17 protein-coding genes and 2 pseudogenes are annotated in these 18,335 nt (G+C 62.0%); 5 read left to right on the plus strand and 14 right to left on the minus strand.

The features are described 5' to 3' along the window. On the plus strand, positions 1–444 hold the full coding sequence (locus ACS4RS_RS04175; RefSeq protein ID WP_439008589.1) for a hypothetical protein: 444 nt from the start codon (positions 1–3) through the stop codon (positions 442–444). A 52-nt stretch (positions 445–496) separates the two neighbouring features. Here ACS4RS_RS04175 and visR read toward each other — a convergent pair whose 3' ends face one another. The 13 genes from visR to ACS4RS_RS04240 form a co-directional block, all read right to left on the minus strand. Next, complete coding sequence (gene visR, locus ACS4RS_RS04180) at positions 497–1,243, minus strand: transcriptional regulator VisR (RefSeq protein ID WP_439008588.1); 747 nt, start codon at positions 1,241–1,243, stop codon at positions 497–499. 8 nt (positions 1,244–1,251) lie between these two features. Then, positions 1,252–1,998, minus strand: coding sequence for a transcriptional regulator VisN (gene visN, locus ACS4RS_RS04185; RefSeq protein ID WP_439008587.1), 747 nt, complete (start codon positions 1,996–1,998; stop codon positions 1,252–1,254). A 340-nt stretch (positions 1,999–2,338) separates the two neighbouring features. After that, positions 2,339–4,030: a flagellar basal-body MS-ring/collar protein FliF gene (gene fliF, locus ACS4RS_RS04190; protein ID WP_449313896.1), complete on the minus strand. Its 1,692-nt coding sequence runs from the start codon at positions 4,028–4,030 to the stop codon at positions 2,339–2,341. Positions 4,031–4,140: 110 nt separating this feature from the next. Continuing rightward, the gene (gene cheT, locus ACS4RS_RS04195) at positions 4,141–4,530 is read right to left on the minus strand and encodes a chemotaxis protein CheT (RefSeq protein WP_131717759.1); all 390 of its coding nucleotides are present in this window, start codon (positions 4,528–4,530) and stop codon (positions 4,141–4,143) included. A 16-nt stretch (positions 4,531–4,546) separates the two neighbouring features. Continuing rightward, the gene (gene cheD, locus ACS4RS_RS04200; protein ID WP_003570356.1) at positions 4,547–5,101 is read right to left on the minus strand and encodes a chemoreceptor glutamine deamidase CheD; all 555 of its coding nucleotides are present in this window, start codon (positions 5,099–5,101) and stop codon (positions 4,547–4,549) included. Then, positions 5,098–5,487, minus strand: a complete 390-nt coding sequence (locus tag ACS4RS_RS04205; protein ID WP_003556488.1) for a response regulator — start codon at positions 5,485–5,487, stop codon at positions 5,098–5,100. The genes cheD and ACS4RS_RS04205 overlap by 4 nt, the downstream gene beginning before the upstream one ends. Before the next feature lies 1 nt (position 5,488). Next, on the minus strand, positions 5,489–6,532 hold the full coding sequence (gene cheB, locus ACS4RS_RS04210; RefSeq protein ID WP_131711073.1) for a protein-glutamate O-methylesterase CheB: 1,044 nt from the start codon (positions 6,530–6,532) through the stop codon (positions 5,489–5,491). Continuing rightward, positions 6,529–7,437 carry a protein-glutamate O-methyltransferase CheR gene (cheR, locus tag ACS4RS_RS04215; protein ID WP_439008585.1) on the minus strand — a complete coding sequence of 303 codons (909 nt, stop codon included), beginning with the start codon at positions 7,435–7,437 and terminating at the stop codon, positions 6,529–6,531. Before cheR ends, cheB begins: the two co-directional genes overlap by 4 nt. Continuing rightward, a complete protein-coding gene (locus ACS4RS_RS04220) occupies positions 7,434–7,901 on the minus strand; it encodes a chemotaxis protein CheW (protein WP_088937874.1) in 468 nt (155 codons plus the stop codon). Before ACS4RS_RS04220 ends, cheR begins: the two co-directional genes overlap by 4 nt. A 4-nt stretch (positions 7,902–7,905) precedes the next feature. Then, positions 7,906–10,197 carry a chemotaxis protein CheW gene (locus ACS4RS_RS04225; RefSeq protein WP_439008584.1) on the minus strand — a complete coding sequence of 764 codons (2,292 nt, stop codon included), beginning with the start codon at positions 10,195–10,197 and terminating at the stop codon, positions 7,906–7,908. 17 nt (positions 10,198–10,214) lie between these two features. Then, positions 10,215–10,580 carry a chemotaxis response regulator CheY1 gene (gene cheY1 / locus ACS4RS_RS04230; RefSeq protein WP_003570362.1) on the minus strand — a complete coding sequence of 122 codons (366 nt, stop codon included), beginning with the start codon at positions 10,578–10,580 and terminating at the stop codon, positions 10,215–10,217. Next, positions 10,577–10,873, minus strand: a complete 297-nt coding sequence (locus ACS4RS_RS04235) for an STAS domain-containing protein (protein ID WP_439008583.1) — start codon at positions 10,871–10,873, stop codon at positions 10,577–10,579. The genes cheY1 and ACS4RS_RS04235 overlap by 4 nt, the downstream gene beginning before the upstream one ends. A gap of 63 nt (positions 10,874–10,936) precedes the next feature. Further along, positions 10,937–12,565, minus strand: a complete 1,629-nt coding sequence (locus ACS4RS_RS04240) for a methyl-accepting chemotaxis protein (protein WP_439008582.1) — start codon at positions 12,563–12,565, stop codon at positions 10,937–10,939. 625 nt (positions 12,566–13,190) lie between these two features. Between ACS4RS_RS04240 and ACS4RS_RS04245 the strand changes: the two genes are divergently transcribed. After that, positions 13,191–14,612 (plus strand): glycosyltransferase family 39 protein, encoded by a 1,422-nt coding sequence (locus tag ACS4RS_RS04245; protein WP_439008581.1) that lies wholly within the window; start codon positions 13,191–13,193, stop codon positions 14,610–14,612. Between the two features lie 24 nt (positions 14,613–14,636). On the opposite strand, the pseudogene ACS4RS_RS04250 reads toward ACS4RS_RS04245, so the two are convergent. Further along, a pseudogene (locus ACS4RS_RS04250) lies at positions 14,637–14,780 on the minus strand (transcriptional regulator); the annotation flags it as partial. Here ACS4RS_RS04250 and ACS4RS_RS04255 point away from each other — a divergent pair. The 3 genes and pseudogenes from ACS4RS_RS04255 to secD form a co-directional block, all read left to right on the plus strand. Next, a pseudogene (locus ACS4RS_RS04255) lies at positions 14,780–15,097 on the plus strand (NAD-binding protein); the annotation flags it as partial. The pseudogenes ACS4RS_RS04250 and ACS4RS_RS04255 overlap by 1 nt on opposite strands. 54 nt (positions 15,098–15,151) lie before the next feature. Next, positions 15,152–15,532: a hypothetical protein gene (locus ACS4RS_RS04260; protein WP_439008580.1), complete on the plus strand. Its 381-nt coding sequence runs from the start codon at positions 15,152–15,154 to the stop codon at positions 15,530–15,532. 83 nt (positions 15,533–15,615) lie between these two features. Further along, the gene (secD, locus tag ACS4RS_RS04265; protein WP_439008579.1) at positions 15,616–18,165 is read left to right on the plus strand and encodes a protein translocase subunit SecD; all 2,550 of its coding nucleotides are present in this window, start codon (positions 15,616–15,618) and stop codon (positions 18,163–18,165) included. The last annotated feature ends 170 nt before the right edge of the window (positions 18,166–18,335 follow it).

An 18,335-nucleotide genomic window follows, 5' to 3' on the forward strand; every position in this document is an offset into this window, starting at 1 on the left:
ATGAAAAAATGCCCTCACTCTACCCAGCGTGAAAAAATCCTCGCAGTTGCGATCAGCCCGGTCGCCACGGAACTGCGCCTTCTGGATGCTTCTGACCTTATTTCGCTGCTGCGCTTCGAGTATTACGGCAATCTTTCCGATCTCGTGGCTTCGGCGGCAGAGCTTTTCTTTCATCCAGGCACGGTGAATTTCGGCCTGGGCGGCAACTACACGCTGGAGTGGGGTGGCAAGCCCGAAGTCGTTCTCGATCTGGAAATCAAGCCGCGCGGCGTCACCGTCTATGCGCAACTGACGCTTGCCGAAGATCACGCCGGCATCGAGATCAACCATATCGCGTTCCAGGATCCCTCGGCCGATCCCGATGAAAACACCCGCTTCCTCGAAAAGAGCCTTCGTGAATCGCGCTACAGCGTCAGCCAGGCGCCGCATGCGCTGGCTGGCTGACCTCTCATCAAGACATGATAGCTTTCACCTGCTCAGCTGAGCTGAGCGGGGCTCAGCTGATATAGCCGAGCCGGATCGCCTTGGCGATCGCCTGGATGCGATTGACGGAATCGAGCTTGATGGTCGCCGATCCGAGATAGGCGTTCACGGTGTGCACCGACAGGCCGAGCTTGTCGGCAATCTCTTCGCTGATGCGGCCGTCGCCGGCAAGCTGGAGACAGGCGATCTCGCGTTCGCTGAGGGCTTCGGCGGCCGCCGTGCGGCGTTCGTCGAGCGAGAGCAGATCCATCATGATATGGCAGCAGCGACCGTGCAGCTCGACGATGGTATCGCTTGAGGGATCGATCTCATCGCCGGTGAAAACGATAAAGCCATTGCCGACGGCGCCGAGCCGCACTGGAAAGGCTAGGCCGGAAAACGGCACGATCCCATCCTGCAGCCGCGTCATGAACGGCGCGAAGTCGGCAGGACCAGGGGCCGCGCGGTCGCAACCTCCGGCCCATGAGAGCGGCAACAACGACTTCTCGATATGCTCGAGAAGGATATCGCCGTAGGCATCCGTGAAGGCCTTGCCGAAACCGGCATTGGAAGATCCCCAGTTCTCGAGCTCGCAGACGAGGCGCTGCTTTGCCGGAATGCCCGAGCCGCTGACGCGGAATATCGCGAAGCCGTGAGCATCGGCGAGTTTCTGCATGGCAATCAGCCGCGGAAAAAGATCGGACCGGCTGGAAATCCTGTTCACACGCACCATGCGCAACTGCTCGGCACTGCTCATCGTCCTGGCTGATGGATGCGCCATGGATCCCCCTATACGAGATTATTGCGAACGGCGAAGGCAATGGCCTCGGAGCGGGTCTTAGTCGCCGTCTTGCGCATCACGCTGGTAATGTAGTTGTTGATGGTGTTGCGGGAGATGCCGAGGATCATCGCGATCTCGTCGCTGGTCTTGCCCTCGGCGATCCAGAACAGGCATTCGAGTTCGCGGTCCGTCAACTCGAAATCGCGATCGACCCTCGTACCGCCGCAGCGCAGGAAGCTCGCGACGTAACCTGCAAGCAGGCCGACATCCCTCAGGCGCTCAGGCGACAGGATGAACCCCTCGCCGAACAGGAACATCAGAGCCAGCCGCGACCGGCCGACATTAAAGGTGAGAGAACAATATTGGCGGCTGGCGCCGTCCGGCACGTCGGCATTGTCAGGCATGAGAGCAAAATTCGGCTGGAAGACCTGCATGCATTTTTCCAGCTCCGTCGAACGAGCATAGCCGCGAACCAGATCATTGGCGATATCCCTGACCAGGTCAAAAGGCCAATCCGACGAGACGATGAAATCGAGGCCGCTTTCTTGGAGGAGATCGCAGCGCGCCAGAAGGTAGTGCGAAGCACCGACATACTCTGTCAGCGCCCGCAGACCGGACTGCAACCTGCCAGTGTTGGCGACACCGTGCAGGCGCTGGAGCAGTTGATCGCGCGGCAACAGGTCCGGCACCACCGCGCTCGCGAAATTCGACATTTGCCTCTCGCCTTTGCTCGCCTGAATTACATCCATATCCATTGGCAATGTCCTGCGGCTGAGGAACGATCACACTCGGTGCGACAGCATTTTTTCTACAAGGGATTCAATTCGAGTCCCGCTCGAATCCCATTTCGAATCACCCAAGGGTAAGCCAGCCGATGCAAATCACCATCTCCGACTTCTAGGGATTTACTTCCGCCGCCGCCCATGCCCTGATCTGATGACCAATTCCAGCCCTCAAGATAGAGAGGCTAAGGTGATTCTGGCTGTGTCGCAACGCCATTCGCGTTTTACGCGAGTCTGGGAGCTGACAACTATCCTCTTCCAGGAATGACACTGGGTACCGACATGAAAAAAGGCCGGTTGCCCGGCCTTTTTCTTACGCTGCTTCGTCGATCGCCCATTTCCTGAGGATTTTCGCGGCGCGTTCCTCGTTGATCTCGACCATGCGAGAGAGCTTGCGTTCCGGGCCTTCCTTGACGCGGCGGTTGAAGTTCCCGTCGTCGTCGCCGAGGCTGAGCAGATCCTCGGTGCTGTCGAAGCCGAAGTCGGATCCGAAGCCGTCCATGAGGGCTCCTCCGGCAGCGCCGGCTGCTGGTGCGAAGTCCGGAAGCTCGAGGCCGGCCGCCTCCGGCGTGGCGCCGCCGAGAGCCGACGAGCTGCCGCTGCCGCTGACGCTTCGCACCAGCGGCCGCAGGCCCATCCAGACCACCACGAAGGCGACCGCGACAAAGGCCAGCGAGTTGATGATGCCGGCCAGGTTGCGGCTCAGCATGTCCATGACGCGGACACCGCCGGTAGCATCTTCGAGCAACTGGTTCTCGAGGAAGTCCATGGCTGTGACGGTGACGACGTCGCCGCGTTTGGCGTCTGTGCCGGACGCCGAAGCGACGATCTTCTGCATTTCCGCAAGATAGGCGTCGATCTTGGCCTGGTCAGCGGGCTCGCCAACCATCTTGGCGATGCGGCCCCTGTTGACCACCACAGCGATCGAGAGCTTCTCGACCTTGTAGCTGTTGCGGGTCGTCGCCGTCGTCCGGCTATTGATTTCGTAGTTGGTCTGCTCTTCGCGCTTGTCGGACTTGTCCTGCGATTCCGGTCCGGTCGAACCACCGGCCTCGGGAGCCGCCTGCGGAATGTTCTGCTCGACCGTCGTCGCGCTGTCGGACTGCTTCTGCTGCGACTGCTGGGCTTCCTTGGTCGAGCGGACCGAGCGTTCGACCTTGGATTCGGGATCGTAGGTCGTTTCCTGGATCTGCTGGGCGTCGGTGTTGAGATCGGCTGTGACGCTGGAGCGGAAGTTGTCCATGCCGAGGAAGGGTGCCAACGCCTTGTCGATGTTGGATTCGACTTCCTGCTGGACGTTCTGGACGATGTTGAGCGAGCGGTTCAGCGAGCTATTGCTGGCTTCGTCGCCGGATGCGAGCAGCTGACCGGCGGAATCGAGGATCGTCACATCATCGACGTCAAGCCCCGGCACGGCCGAGGCGACGAGGTGGCGGATAGAGGTCGCCGCGCTGCGACCGGTGGTGGCACTGGCGCGAATCATGACGGAGGCGGTCGGCTTCTGCTCCGCCTTCCGGAAGTTTCCGACCTCCGGCATGACGATATGCACACGCGCGGCTGTTATGCCCGAGATCGATTGGATAGTGCGGGCGATTTCGCCTTCTAACGCGCGAACCCGCGTCACCTCCTGCATGAAGGAGGTCAGGCCCAGCGAGCCGACATTGTCGAAGAGTTCGTAACCGGCATTGGCGCTGTTCGGCAGGCCGCGCTCGGCAAGCAACAGGCGGGCCTTGCCCGTCATCCCCGCGGGGACGCTGATGCTGGCGCCGTCCGTGCCGACCTGAAAATCGACGTTGGCTTCGGCAAGCGCCATGCTGATCTGGTTGAGGTCGGGCGAATCCAGACCGACATAGAGCGTTTCCTGAGCCGGCTTGTTGACGAAAAGGGCGGCCGCAAGGACGATTGCGATGGAGACGGCACCGACGCCTCCGAGAATCATCAGGCGTGTTCGGCCAAGGGAACTGAAGTTCTTAAAGATCTGAACTAATTGATTTAACAGATTCATTCTGTTCTCGCACGATTCGTCAAAGACAAAGCAGGCTTATTGCCTCATCTGACGAATAATCGGCGAAACTTGCGCGAGCGTTTCGTAAGGGGAGCGCGGCCCCTTTAGGGCTAGAAGAAATCGAAGTCGCCGGCTGCCTTGCTCAGGGGCTGGGAATGGCCGTGGCGTGTGGCGCCCCCCAGCGCCTTCTGCATCTCCGCCAGCTTGACGAGGCTGAGCGCGGTCGCGACGTCGACTGCCCAGCCGTGCGGGATTTCGCCGGTGATGGTGTCGATGAACTCGGCAAGGCCGCGCGATTTCTGCACGGCAAGATCGATGCCCTGCATCACTTTCATGGCATCCGGCGAATTCAGGATTTCGGCGCCGCCGAGCTCGAGAAGCTGGGGCTCGATGCGCTCGATGAGATAGGCAACGTCGTGCAGTTCCGAAACGATGCGCATCAGGATGTCGCTCAACGCTTCAACTGGCGCAGGCGGCTCCATCACCGGATTAAATGTCATATAGAAATCCTCGCCATCAAAAAAATTCGATACTGGTTTCGACGGGCTTCGGCGGAGCGGCGGGGCGCTGCTCGAGAGCGACGGTTCTTTGCGTTTCGGCGCCGGTCAGAGGGTATTGCCGGGCACGGCCGGAGACCGGCCAATATTCAAGCTTGCGTCCATGGTCTCCGCCTGTGGAGGAGCCGACCACCGGAATGCCCTCATCCCGCAGGAACTGCATGGCGAAGGCCGCGTTCTGCTCACCGACATTGGAGAATGTCGAGATCGTCTTCGCGCCGCCGAAGATCTTGGCCTCCAGCCGGTCGCGCCGGGCGCCCTGCTTCAGGAGACCGTTGATCAGCAGCTCCATCAAATGCACGCCGTAACGCGTAGCATCGCCGCCTGACGTCGGCGAGGTCGCCGAGCCCGGCAGCAAGAAGTGGTTCATGCCGCCGATACCGGCGACAGGGTCTCTGAGGCACGCAGCCACGCACGAGCCGAGAATGGTCGAGAGGACCGCATTCGGATCGCTCAGAACCTTGTACTCGCCCTGAATGATGTGCACGCGGCGGGCTGCCCCCTCAGTCATCATTTCAAGGCTCCAAACACGGCTTCGATAGCCGCTTTCATCTTCTCGATCGTGAACGGCTTTGCGAGCACGTTGTTGGCGCCGAGCTGGGCTGCTTTCTGCACCAATGCGCGATCGCCCTGGGCGGTGAGGATGATGAACGCCGCCTTTTTGGTGTTCGGGTTGGTGCGCACGGCCTGAAGGAAGCCGATGCCATCCATCTTCGGCATGTTGAAGTCCGAGATCACCAGGTGGTGCGGCTGCTCGGCCATGATCTTCATGCCCTGCTCGCCGTCGCCTGCAGACGTGATCTGCTTGAAACCGAGCTGAGTCAGCGCGTCGCTGAGCAGCAACCGGCTCGTCACCTGATCGTCGACGATCAGAACTTTGATTTTCTCCGCGATCGACATTTTATTCGGTCCCTTCCTTTCGGGCGGCTGTCATTTTCAATATTTCTTCACCGATGGCAGACAGGGGCAACTGCTGCTCAACGGCGCCAAGTTCATGAGCAACCCTTGGCATTCCGTAAACGACACAGGTTTTTTCGTTCTGGCCGAGTGTTCTGGCGCCGGCGTGGCGCATTTTCAACAATCCGGCGGCGCCATCGCGGCCCATTCCGGTCAAGATCACGCCGACGGCGTTGCGGCCAGCCAGCTCGGCGACCGAATCGAAGAGGACGTCCACCGAAGGGCGGTGGCCGTTGACCGGGGCGCGGTCGACGAGGCGGCAGCACGGCGCCGAGGCGTTGCTGACCTGGAGATGACGTTCGCCGCCCGGCGCCAGATAGATCTTGCCGATTTCGAGGCGGGCGCCATCGGTCGCTTCCTGCACCACCGGCGCACAGAGGCGGTTCAGGCGTTCGGCGAAGCTCTTGGTGAAGGTCGGCGGCATATGCTGGGTGATGACGGTCGGCGGGCAATTGGCCGGAAACTTCTGCAGTACGGCGATCAGCGCCTCGACGCCGCCTGTGGACGAGCCGATCGCGACGATCTTGCGGCCGACGCGGAAATCGGCGACGGCGGGCGGAGGTGCCGGGGCGGCGACCGGCTGGGAGAACTGGCGTTGCGTGCGCGCGGCTGCCTTGACCTTCTCGGCGAGGTCGCCGAAAGGCCTGAGTTCGCCCGGCGCCGGCTTGCCGACGCAGTCGAACGCGCCGATCTCGAGTGCTGCAAGCGATGCCTCGGCACCGCGATGGGTCATTGTCGATACCATGATGACGGGCATCGGACGCAGCGTCATGATCTTTTCGAGGAAATCGAGACCGTTCATGTTCGGCATCTCGATGTCGAGCGTCACGACGTCGGGGTTCAGCCGCTTGATGGCCTCGCGCGCTTCCAGCGCATCGCCGGCCTGGCCGATGACGTTGACCTCGGGGTCGGAACTGAGGACGGCGGTGATCAGCCCCCGCATCGTCGGAGAGTCGTCAACGACGAGAACCCTTGCCGGAGCGCTCATGCCTTCCTCCCCAGACCTTTGGCGGTATAGCGATAGGTCGTGATGCCGATATTATCGAAGACGTGTTTCGCCTCGCCGGACACGCGCTCGGAATGGCCGATATAGAGATGACCGCCCTCCGGCAGCAGGCCGGCGAAACGCTGCCAGATCTTCATCTGTGTCGGTTCGTCGAAATAGATGACGACGTTGCGGCAGAAGATGACATCGAACTTGCCCTTGAACGGCCATTGCGCCATCAGGTTCAGCTCGTTGTAGGTGATCAGCCGCTTGACGCGGTCGTCGACCTGGAATTTCCTGCGGCCCTGGATCTCGACTTCGCTGAACCATTGCTTGCGCATGGCGGGCGAAACGGTTTCGAGCGCGTTTTCGTCATAGGCGCCGGCCCGGGCGATCGCCAGGATCTTCGGATCGATGTCGGTTGCCAGGATCTTGAAGTCGTAATCGGCGATATTCGGCATCAGCGACAGCACGGTCAGCGCAATCGAATACGGTTCCTGCCCGTCGGAGGAGGCGGCCGACCAGATGCGCACCCTGCCGCCCGATTTCGCCCGCTGCAAAAGTTCCGGCAGCACATGGTCGCGCAGGTGGTCGAAATGATGATTTTCGCGGAAGAAGCGAGTAAAATTGGTCGTCAGATGCGACAGCATCTCGCGGCGCGGCGCCGCACCCGCCGGCGAAGCGACGAGCTCGCAATATTCACGAAAGCCGGACAGGCCGAGATTGCGGATATGCTTCGACAGGCGCGAATAGACCAAAGACGCCTTCGTCTCGTTGAGGAAGATGCCGGCATCCGAATAGATCATCGCGGCGATCTCCGTCAGGTCGCGGCGCGTCAGCGGATATTCTCCGCTCGCCAGAACCTCGTCGGATCCCTGTCTCTGATCTTTTGCGCCCATTGCGTTCATGCGGCTTCGCTTTCGGTCTCGGGAAAGAGGGATTCGAGTTCGATCAGGCAGATCATGCGCTTCTCGATGGCAAGAATGCCGCGGGCAAATTGACGTTCGAGCTCGGAGGAAATCTCGGGCGTCGGCTGGATGGTTTCATCGGTCACCGTCAGGATATCGGACACGGCGTCGACCAGGAGGCCGACGACCTTGCGCCGCACCTGGGCGACGATGATGACATGACGGGCAGTTGGATCGGCCGGCTTCATGCCGAGCCGGGCGGCAAGGTCGATGATCGGCAGCACCGCGCCGCGCAGGTTGATGACACCGAGCATATAGCCAGGCGAGTGCGGCATCGCGGTCGCCGGGGTCCAGCCCCGGATCTCACGAACCGACATTATGTTCACGCAAAATTCCTGATCCCCGATGCGGAACGCGATCAGCTCGCGATCCCCCTCGTTCAGATTTTTTACGGCGTACGACATTCCCTTACCCTACCGCTGCTAACGACATTTCTGCTTTGAGCGACTGGCCGCGCGAGGCGCCGACAACCGCGTCGACATCGAGAATGAGAGCGACGCGCCCGTCGCCGAGAATGGTGGCGGCGGCAATGCCCGGCACGTGGGTGTAGTTGGCTTCCAGGCTCTTGATGACCACCTGGCGCTGGCCCTGGATGGCGTCGACCATCAGGGCGCGCTGGCCGCCGCCTTCGGATTCCACCAGAAGCGCCACGCCCTCGACCGGGTTGGCCTGGGTCGCGCGGAAATTCAGGATGCGGCCGACATCGACCAGCGGGCAGAAGCTGTTGCGGATCGAGATCAGCCGGTGGTTCGCACCGAAGGAGTGGATCGCGGCCGCTTCCGGCTGCAGGGTTTCGACGATCGCGGTCAGCGGCACGACCAGCGTCTGGCCGGCGACGGTGACCACCATGCCGTCGAGGACGGCAAGCGTCAGCGGCAGGCTCATGGTGAAGACCGAGCCGTGGCCTGGCTTCGAGGTGATGTTGATACGGCCACCGAGCGCCTGGATCGAACGCTTGACGACGTCCATGCCGACGCCGCGGCCGGAGATGTCGGAGATCTTGTCGGCCGTCGAGAAGCCCGGCAGGAAGATCAGGTTGTCGATTTCCTCGTCCGACAGGTTGGAATCGGCCGGGATGAGGTCGTTGTCGATCGCCTTCTGGCGGACCTTCTCGCGGTTGATGCCGGCGCCGTCGTCGGCAAGCTCGATCAGGATGCGTCCCGAACGATGCTTGGCGGTGAGGCGGACCGTGCCTTCGGTGTTCTTGCCGGCGGCTGCGCGCTTTTCCGGCGTTTCGATGCCGTGGTCGACGGCATTGCGGATCATGTGTGTCAGCGGCTCGGCCAGCTTGTCGATAACGGTCTTGTCGACTTCGGTGTTTTCACCTTCGGTGATCAGACGGATCGACTTGCCGGTCATGTCGGCGATTTCGCGGACGATTCGCGACATGCGCTGGAACACCGGCTTCACCGGCTGAGCGCGGATCGCCATGACCGAGTCCTGGATCTCGCGGGTGAGCTGCTGCAGCTCTTCCAGGCCCATGTTGATCGAGGAGGTGCCGGTCGTGTCGTTCTCGATGACGCTCTGCGACAGCATCGCCTGGTTGATGACCAGTTCGCCGACGAGGTTGATCAGGCGGTCGACACGGTCGAGATCGACGCGGATCGTCTGGCCGGCGCCGGCGGCATTGTTCTGGGCGGCAGCAGCACTTGCAGCGGCCGCTGCGGCGGCTGCCGATTCCTTCTTTTCGACGCGGGCGGCGGCTGCAGCCATCTGCGTGACGTTGGAGGCGGTTTCGGCGGCGGAAACGGCGGCGGCGGTCTCGGCTGCCATAGCGCCGGAAACGTCTTCCGCTGCGCCCGCTTCGTCCAGGATCGACAGATCGAAGGGAACCGGCACCATCGGCAGTTCGTCGTTGCTGGTCGCCTCCGCCCTTGCTTCCTCGATTGGCTTAACCGTCAGTTCGCAATCCCATTCGGCAAATTCGAAGACGGTGCGGATGGCGTCCTCGCCTTTGTCCGTCTTGATCGTGACGTTCCAGAAGAAATAAGCGCCTTCCGGATCAAGTTCATCGAGGCCCGGCAGCTCATCGCTATTGCAATAGATGGTCATCTCGCCAAGGCGCGAGAGGTCGCGCAGCAGCAGCGTCGCGTCATTGCCCTTAGAATAGAGTTCGTAGCGCGGCTTGAAGATGACTTCGTAGGCCGGCATGTCGGAGCCCGCATCGCCCTCGCCGCCAAAATCGTCGAAGGAAAAGGGGACCGGCTGGAAGCCGCTGTCGTCGGTCGGCTTGGGAGCGGGTGCCGGAGCGGCGGCTGCGGGCTTTGCGGCTGCCTTGGGCGCCGGAGCCTCGGCCGCTACCGAGGGAGACGGCAATTCACCATTGGCCAGCGCCTCGAGCTCCTTGACGAGACCGCGGCTGCGGCTTTCATCGACACTGCCGCCGTCGCGCGCAGCATTCGTCAGGTCGGCGAGCACGTCGGCCGACTTCAGCATCACCTTCAGGACGTCCTGGGTCGGCTCAAGCTTATTGGATCGAACGCAATCGAGAGTCGTCTCGAAAACATGGGCGAAGGCGACCAGATCATCAAGGCCGAAGGCGCCGGCGCCACCCTTGATCGAATGTACGGCACGGAACACCGCATTGACGGTTTCCGGATCGCGATCGCCATCATTCATTTTCAGAAGACCGGATTCCAGCTCGGCGAGCTGTTCCTCGCACTCCTGGAAAAAGATCTCTTTGATTTCGTTCATATCCATAGGAGCAAATCCTGGGTTTAAGCGGTTACACGCTCAATGGCATCGATCAGCTTGGCCGGGTCGAAAGGCTTGACGATCCAGCCGGTGGCGCCAGCCTGGCGGGCGCGGTTCTTCTTTTCCGCGTCGCTTTCGGTGGTCAGGACCAGGATCGGGATCGCCCGATATTTCTCGTTGCGGCGGACACCTTCAATGAAGCCGAAGCCGTCGAGGCGCGGCATGTTGATGTCGGTCACGATGACGTCAGGATTGGACTCTTCGAGAACCTCGAGACCTTCGACGCCGTCTTCCGCCTGAATCGTCTCGAAGCCGGCATTGTTGAGCGTCACGAGAAGCATGTTTCGGATGGTGCGGGAATCATCCACAGTAAGAACTTTTTTCTTCATTGCCGAATCTCCTTGGCAAGCAGGTGATCAATATTGACGCCCACCAGCTGCATGGTTTTCTGAAATGCGTCGGACACCTTGGAAAAGGTGAATGGCTGCTTGTCCTGCTCCCAGGTCTTCTCGGCGGACATCAGAACCTGGGCGCAAAGAGCACCGATCCGTTCGACGCCGGAAGCGTCTATCGACAGACCGCTGCCCCTGAGGGAGAGGAGTTTATCGCGCAAGGCGGAAGCCTCGTTGAGGTCGAGCACCGCTGTCAGATCCAGCGACTTGCCACTCTTCTTTGCTACCATCAGCTTTTCCTTGTCCCCTTGTCCCCTGCTCGAGAAGACGAGCTGAGGAAATCATCCCATAGGTTAGTAAACATTCCGCCCACCTCCGGCGCTTGCGTAGGGCTGCGGAAGGCTAAAATCATCATTTTCGTATTCGTCCTCGGCCACAGCCGGACGGGCGGCGCCTTCGATGGCGCGCGGCTGTGTCACGCGAACCGGCGCCGGGCGGCCGGCATTGGCGTTTTCCCGGGCGATGCGGAATTCGCGAATTGTCTGGCCGAGTTCGAGAATGACGGTGTGGAGGTGGTCTGCGCCTTCGGCGGAGCGCTCCGCAAGACCGGCGCTGCCTGCCACTTCGCCGCCCAGACCCTTGACGTCTGAAGTCAAGCTGTCGAGGCTTGCGGCATGTTCGCCGGTTCGGTTGGCGATGCCGGCGATGGCGGCATTGATGTCGGTGACCTGGCGCACGATGCTGCCGATCGAATCCTGTGTGCGGCCGACCATCTGCACGCCGGCATCGACCTGCGCCTTGGTCGTCGTCACCAGCGTCTTGATTTCGCGGGCGGCCTCGGCCGAACGCTGGGCGAGCGCGCGGACCTCCTGCGCAACGACGGCAAAACCGCGGCCGGAATCGCCGGCGCGCGCCGCCTCGATGCCGGCATTCAGCGCCAGCAGATTGGTCTGGAAGGCAATCTCGTCGATTGCGCCGATGATCTGGCCGATCTTTTCGGCCGACTGCTCGATATCGGCCATGGCGCTGATCGCGCGGCCGACGACCTCGCCGCTTTCCTCGACGGCGGTACGCGTCGAGGCGGCTGCCTCTTCGGCGGCGCGGCTGTCGGCAGCGCCGTTGCGAACGCTGCCGGCGATGGCGGCAAGCGCGGCGGCGGAAAGCTGCAGCCGGTCGGCCTGGCCGGACGCCGTGCCGGCGAACTGCCGGGCCAGGCCGACGAGCGAATCCGTCGCCGCTTCGGCCTTCAGCGTGCGCTCGGTGATGGCAGTGAACTCTGCGTGGAGACCATCCAAGGCGCCGTTCAGCGCGGCGGCAGTCGACGCATGGGCGCCGTCGACGGGGGCGCGCCGCGTCAAGTCGCGGGCGGAAAGGCCTTCGATGACATCGCCGAAGACCCTATCGATCTCGGCCTCGTTGTCGGCACGCTGATGGTCGAGCGCACGACTCTGGGCGGCGCGCTGGGCGTTGAAGCGCAACGAGACGGCGATTTCCACATCGACCATGACGATGCGGATGATCGCCGTCATCAGATCGGAGATTTCGCGGGTGCGACGCTTGGCCGACGGCAGCAGCGGACGGCCGGCAATTTCCTCGGCGAGACCGGCAACGACATGCTCCAGCATGACGCCGTGGCCGGCGACGTGCCAGCGCGGATCGAGGCCGATCTTGCTTTCGGTATCGGAGAGAACCTTGACGCGTTCGGCATAGAGGCTGTCGAACCGTGCATCCGTCAGCACGTCCCAATGTGAGGACTGCAGATCATGCAGGCGCTCGACCTGGCGCTCACTGTCGAAATTGCGGGCGGCGTCGGGGAAAGACTGGAACCTGTGGAAGAGATCTCTCAGGCCTGCCTTCAGATGCGCTTCGAGGGCCGGCCGATTGCGGCGCACCAGCTCGCACTGGTCGGCATCGAGACCGGCAAAGCGCAGGCGGTCGCGCAAGCTGCCTGCCTGCGCTCCACGAGCCTGATCTGATGGCATGTCCTGCCTCAACGCCTGTCCCCGACCCACTGTCCAGGCGAATGCCTGGTTAAAAACTTTCGCAGCATCCGGAGAACGCAAAGCCTCGAGACGGTCCTCACCACCGGTTACAACCGGCGGGTCGAAGCCCCCTGATCAGCTATGTTTCGGAGCTGTCTGAAGAGATGGATACCGGATCAACCCGGTACGGCGGGACGGCGTCATGCCTGGTGGGAACGAGTGCATCTTCCCATTCCGACGTGTAAACCAATGTTTATGGTTAATTCCTTGCTTGAAGGTTAATAAGCCCCTCGCGTTGCCGGCTTTTGAAGCAATTCAAGGCCGTTCCCAGCAAATACTGCGGCCGAGTTGCACGGCTGCTACAAGGCACACGCAAGCTCCGTGTTATAGGCCTGTCGATAACCAAGACATGACGTCGACAAGGACAGAGCAATGATTGTTCTCGGATTGGGTGCCTGCCTGATTGCAATGACGCTGCTTGCCGCCGTCGCCCGCCTCGATTCTCTCGCCGCAAACCGCGATATCCGCGGGCTTCGGGTTTTCTAATACCCCCATTGCCCGTTGGCAGTCCGGCACCTTTGGTGTATCGCACTGGCGCCTTTCATGTCAGCGGAACACTTGGTTCATGTCCCCCAGATCTGGTTTTCTCATCGTTCTCGGCTTCACGCTCTGGCGCGTTGTCACGCTAGCTTTCGATCGGACCGACCTTTTCGTCGATGAGGCGCAGTACTGGTTCTGGGCGCAGAATCTCGATTTCGGCTATTATTCGAAGCCGCCAATGATCGCCTGGGTGATCCGGGCGATGACCGAGTTTTCCGGCTCCGACGCCATCTACTGGATCAGGCTCTCAGGGCCGCTCATCCACATGGCGGCGGCACTGGTTTTGATGAAGGTCGCAAAGCGTCTCGTCGGCCCGGAGATCGAAGGCTGGACCGCCGCCACCTACATCACCCTCCCCGGCGTCGCACTTTCCTCGGTGTTCTTCTCGACCGACGTGATCCTATTGTTCTTCATCGCGGTCGCGCTGCTTGCCTATTTCGGGCTGACACAGCGACGCTCGGTCGGGCTGGGGCTGGTCATGGGCCTCGGCGTCGGCCTCGCCTTCATGACGAAATATGCCGTGCTGTTCGTCGTTCCGGGCGGCGCGCTTGCCCTCCTCCTCATTCCGGCGGCGCGCATCGCCATCCGGGATTTCATCATCGCGGTCGCGGTCGCGGCGGTCGTCGCCCTGCCGAACCTCTGGTGGAACTTGCAGCACGACAATACGACGGTGCGGCATACGCAGGACATCGCCCATTGGAGCGATCTCGGCATCAATCTCCGTCACGGGCTTGAATTCTTCTCCGCCCAGTTCGGCGTCGTCGGGCCGATCATCTTCTTTGCGATGCTCTGGGCAGTCTATCGCATGATCAGGGGCAGGAGCGACGACCGCGAAAAGATGCTGGTCTGGCTGTCGATGCCGGTGGTGGTGCTGATCACGCTGCAGGCAACGGTCGCCAAGGCCTATGCCAACTGGGCCGTGACCGCCTATGTCGCCGGCACCATCCTTGCCGTCTGGCTGCTTTACCGGATGTGGCCGAAGGGCCTGCGACTGTCGCTCGCCATCAACGGCATCGCCAGCCTGCTCTTTCCGCTGGCGACGATCTTTCCGCAGCAGTTACTGCTGCCGAACGGCGACGAGTTGATGAAACGCTATCTCGGCCGCGCCGAGGTCAGCCGCGAAGCGGCCGCACTCGCGGCGGAGGCCGGCACCGACATCATTGTTACCGACGATCGCGACATGGTCGCCGATCTTTTCTATACGCTGCGCGATGCATCCTACAGGATCTATGCGCGGGCGCCCGCCGGCCTTCCGGAAAGCTATTACGAACAGGAATTCGCGTTGCCGGCCGACATCACCGGCAAGGTGCTTTACCTGACGATCGGGCCCTTCAGCTGCGCCTCCGAGACACCCGAGGTACTGAAGAACTGGCAGCCGACCGAGGGCTATTACAAGGGCAAGTCGCTTTCCGTCTACAGGGTCTCCGCCGCCTGCCTGGCGCCCTGAGCCAATCGATTCCGATCTGAGGAATTATCCCGCCGGCGGGCAGAGGCCTGTGCCAACCCCTTCGATCTCGACGAATCTGAGGCCGCCTTCCTCGAAGGCGAGACGCAGTTGGGCCTCCGTCGCGCGGTGGATGTCGTGGTGGCGACCCTCGTAATCGCGGCTGGTGCTCACTCGACCTCGCCAATCTTTCCGGCGCCCGCAGCATTGCCATCGCCATCCCGACCACCTTCCAGGCCTGCCGCATCGCCGAGCAGGCGCGCAGCATCAATCCGTCGATTCTCATCGTCGCCCGCGCCCATTCCGATGCCGAAGTCGATGAATTGAAGCACTATGGTGCCGACACCGTCATCATGGGCGAGCGTGAAATCGCACTTGGCATGGTTGACCCGCTCGCCCAAGTGCATCATGACAGTGTGCCCTATGAAGACGGGCATGGGCCTGATACAATTATTGTGGCGGATGAGCCTCCGCCGCCAAAAGAATGAGAGATTGGCGCGCTTTTGAGCCGATACGGGAGTGACATCGTCGGGACGGAGAAGGTGGAGCTGGTCCAGCACCATTTGACCAGCCGTGTCGCCGCTTCCCTGCTCGTCGCCATCCTTGCCTATCTCGGCCTGCTGTTCGGCGGCAATCTGGTCATTTCGCCGGCTGCAGCCGTCAATACGCTTTCCTCTTCCGGCCGGGATCCGCAGCCGCCGCAGCTGACCGCGCGCGATGCCGTGCGTGGCGTGCTTGCCACCGAGCGCAGGCTTGCGCCGAAGCAAGCGGCCCATGACGGCGGATCGCCCGCCCTTGCCGCTGCCCCGGTAGTCGATCTCGCCGGCTGGAGCATTTCAGCCGCCTTTCCGGCATTTGATGCTCCGCTTCATGCCGCGGTCTCCAGGACCCATCAGCCGCGCGGACCGCCGGCTGCTGCCTGACGTTTGCGCCGAGGCGCTTCCGACATCTGACGACATGCCGCCAGCGCCCGAGCGCCGGCCCTCGATTATCTAAGGAATACAACATGCGTACTTCACCATGGCTGGTGTTCACCTATACGGTGATCATCTTTCTCGGCCTATTGATCGCCCTGCCGAACGTCCTGCCGCAATCCGTCCTCCAGCGCGTGCCGGCATGGCTGCCGCATGAACAGGTGTCGCTCGGCCTCGATCTTCGCGGCGGCTCGCATCTCGTTCTGGAAGTCGACGAGGCGGATCTGACCAAGGAGCGACTGCAATCGCTGCTTCAGGACGCGCGCCGCGTGCTGCGCGAAAAGGGCATCCAGCCGAAGGCCGTCGTGCGCAGCCAGAACCAGATCGTCGTGACGCTCGCCGATGCCACGCAGAGCGATGCTGCCGTCACTGACCTCAAGACGCTCGCCAACCCCATCAGCACCGGCCTCAGCGCCGGTCAGGCGGACCTCGATGTCACGGCGAATGGAGCGACCATTACCATCGCCTTCTCCAAGGCCGGCATCTCCGCCAATGTCGACAACGCCGTCCAGCAGAGCCTTGAAGTCATCCGCCAGCGCGTCGACCAGGTCGGGGTTTCCGAGCCGACCATTCAGCGCATCGGCGCCAATCGCGTGCTCGTGCAGTTGCCCGGCGCCCAGGATCCGACGCGGCTGCGCCAGCTTCTCGGCTCCACTGCGAAGATGTCGTTCCATATGCTGTCGCCGAACAACCAGCCCGGCCCCGGCGTAACCATGCTGAAGGACGATGAAGGCCGGACCTATCCGGTGCTTGACCGCGTCGAACTCTCCGGCGACCGGCTTTCCGACGCCCGCGTCAGCTTTGACCCGAACACGCATGAGCCGATCGTCAGCTTCCGCTTCGACAGCGCCGGCGCCAGCCGCTTTGCCGATATCACCCGTCAGAATGTCGGCAATCCCTTCGCCATCGTCCTCGACGACAAGGTGCTGAGCGCGCCCGTCATCCGCGAGCCGATCACCGGCGGTTCCGGCCAGATCTCCGGCAACTTCTCGGCCGACAGCGCAACGACGCTTGCCGCCATGCTGCGCGCCGGCGCCCTGCCCGCCAAGCTGACGGTTATTGAGGAACGCACCGTCGGCGCCGACCTCGGTGCCGACGCCATCAGGATGGGTATCTATTCCGGCATCGTCGGCTTTATCCTCGTCGCAGTCTTCATTTTCGTTCTCTATGGCACCTGGGGCGTGCTGGCAAATATCGCGCTGCTGATCCACACGATCCTGACCTTCTCGGCCCTGACGCTGGTCGGTGCGACGCTGACGCTGCCGGGCATTGCCGGTGTCGTTCTCGGCATCGGCCTTGCGGTCGATGCGAACGTCCTCATCAACGAGCGTATTCGCGAAGAGACCCGCAAGGGCAAGGGCGCCTTTGCCGCCATCGATACCGGCTTCAATCGCGCCTATTCGACCATCATCGACGGGAATATGACGGCCCTGATCGCTGCGGCCATCCTGTTCTTTTTCGGTTCCGGCCCGGTTCGCGGCTTTGCCGTGACCATGGCGCTCGGCCTGATCATCTCGATGTTCACCTCGGTCGCCTTCGTGCGCGTTGCGATGATTGAGATCACCCGCCGCCGCAAGTTCAAGGTGCTGAACATCCGGCCGTTGATCCCGTTCAGCCCCTATGACAAGCACATAGAATTCATGAAGGCGCGCTTCTTCGGCGTCACCGTTTCGGCGCTGCTTTCGATCGCCTCCGTCGTGCTCTTCATCCACCCCGGTCTCAACTATGGCGTCGATTTCCGCGGCGGCATCCAGATGTCGGTCAAGACCCAAGGCGTAGCCGATCTGGCGAAGTTCCGCGAAGGCCTTGATAGTCTCGGCCTCGGCGAAATCACGCTGCAGTCCTTCGGCGACAAAAGCAGCATTCTCGTTCGCGCCCAGCGGCAGGAAGGCGGCGAAGAGGCGCAGACGGCGGCGGTGACCAAGCTGAAGGCCGAAGTCACCAAGATCGATCCGACCGCCACCGTCGAAGGCACGGATGTCATCGGCCCGAAGGTCAGCGGCGAGCTTGCCTGGGCCGGCATCCTGTCGGTGGTGATCGCCAGCCTCGCGATGCTCATCTATATTTGGGTGCGGTTCGAATGGCCGTTTGCCGTCGGCGCCATCGTTACGCTGGTGCTCGACGTCACCAAGGCGATCGGCTTCTTCGCGATCACCGGCCTCGACTTCAACCTGACGGCCATCGCCGCCATCCTGACGCTCGTCGGTTACTCGGTGAACGACAAGGTCGTCGTCTACGACCGCATGCGCGAAAACATGCGGCTCTACAAGTCGATGCCGCTGCGCGAGATCATCGACAAGTCGATCAACGAGACCCTGGCACGAAGCCTCTACACCAATGCGACCGCCTTCCTCGCCCTGGTACCGATGGCGATCTGGGGCGGCAGCGCCGTCTCGAGCTTCGCAATCCCGATGGTCTTCGGCATTCTCGTGGCCGGCGCCTCGTCGATCTTCATCGCGGCACCGATCCTGCTCTTCCTCGGCGACTGGCGCCGCCGCCATGCCAAAGCGGCAACGGCAACCGATGGCGCAGTCGAAATCATCCCGCCGGAACAGGGTCGCCCGCGCAAGTCGGCGAGCTAAAATCCGCCTTTTGACGCATCCTTGAAGAGGGCGCCGGTTGCAGAGCCGGCGCCCTCTTTCTATTGTCGATAACTGCAAGGATAAAATCCTGCAGCGATTCAAAGGATTACCGCATCCTTGGCGCGTCTGATAGGATGTAGGGCGCCAGCAGCAGAGACCGGGGAAACCGC

The organism is Rhizobium sp. F40D2 (assembly GCF_051810745.2).
In the GTDB taxonomy this organism is placed as follows: Bacteria; Pseudomonadota; Alphaproteobacteria; order Rhizobiales; family Rhizobiaceae; genus Rhizobium.

Bases quoted from the DNA above. Each gene is read 5' to 3' on its own strand.
- cheD (WP_003570356.1), bottom strand. From the start codon at position 5,101: ATGATGACTGAGGGGGCAGCCCGCCGCGTGCACATCATTCAGGGCGAG.
- cheB (WP_131711073.1), bottom strand. From the start codon at position 6,532: ATGAGCGCTCCGGCAAGGGTTCTCGTCGTTGACGACTCTCCGACGATG.
- ACS4RS_RS04235 (WP_439008583.1), bottom strand. From the start codon at position 10,873: ATGGTAGCAAAGAAGAGTGGCAAGTCGCTGGATCTGACAGCGGTGCTC.
- secD (WP_439008579.1), top strand. From the start codon at position 15,616: ATGCGTACTTCACCATGGCTGGTGTTCACCTATACGGTGATCATCTTT.
- ACS4RS_RS04220 (WP_088937874.1), bottom strand. From the start codon at position 7,901: ATGTCGTACGCCGTAAAAAATCTGAACGAGGGGGATCGCGAGCTGATC.
- cheY1 (WP_003570362.1), bottom strand. From the start codon at position 10,580: ATGAAGAAAAAAGTTCTTACTGTGGATGATTCCCGCACCATCCGAAAC.
- cheR (WP_439008585.1), bottom strand. From the start codon at position 7,437: ATGAACGCAATGGGCGCAAAAGATCAGAGACAGGGATCCGACGAGGTT.
- visN (WP_439008587.1), bottom strand. From the start codon at position 1,998: ATGGATATGGATGTAATTCAGGCGAGCAAAGGCGAGAGGCAAATGTCG.
- ACS4RS_RS04225 (WP_439008584.1), bottom strand. From the start codon at position 10,197: ATGGATATGAACGAAATCAAAGAGATCTTTTTCCAGGAGTGCGAGGAA.
- fliF (WP_449313896.1), bottom strand. From the start codon at position 4,030: ATGAATCTGTTAAATCAATTAGTTCAGATCTTTAAGAACTTCAGTTCC.
- visR (WP_439008588.1), bottom strand. From the start codon at position 1,243: ATGGCGCATCCATCAGCCAGGACGATGAGCAGTGCCGAGCAGTTGCGC.
- ACS4RS_RS04205 (WP_003556488.1), bottom strand. From the start codon at position 5,487: ATGTCGATCGCGGAGAAAATCAAAGTTCTGATCGTCGACGATCAGGTG.
- ACS4RS_RS04240 (WP_439008582.1), bottom strand. From the start codon at position 12,565: ATGCCATCAGATCAGGCTCGTGGAGCGCAGGCAGGCAGCTTGCGCGAC.
- ACS4RS_RS04245 (WP_439008581.1), top strand. From the start codon at position 13,191: ATGTCCCCCAGATCTGGTTTTCTCATCGTTCTCGGCTTCACGCTCTGG.
- cheT (WP_131717759.1), bottom strand. From the start codon at position 4,530: ATGACATTTAATCCGGTGATGGAGCCGCCTGCGCCAGTTGAAGCGTTG.
- ACS4RS_RS04175 (WP_439008589.1), top strand. From the start codon at position 1: ATGAAAAAATGCCCTCACTCTACCCAGCGTGAAAAAATCCTCGCAGTT.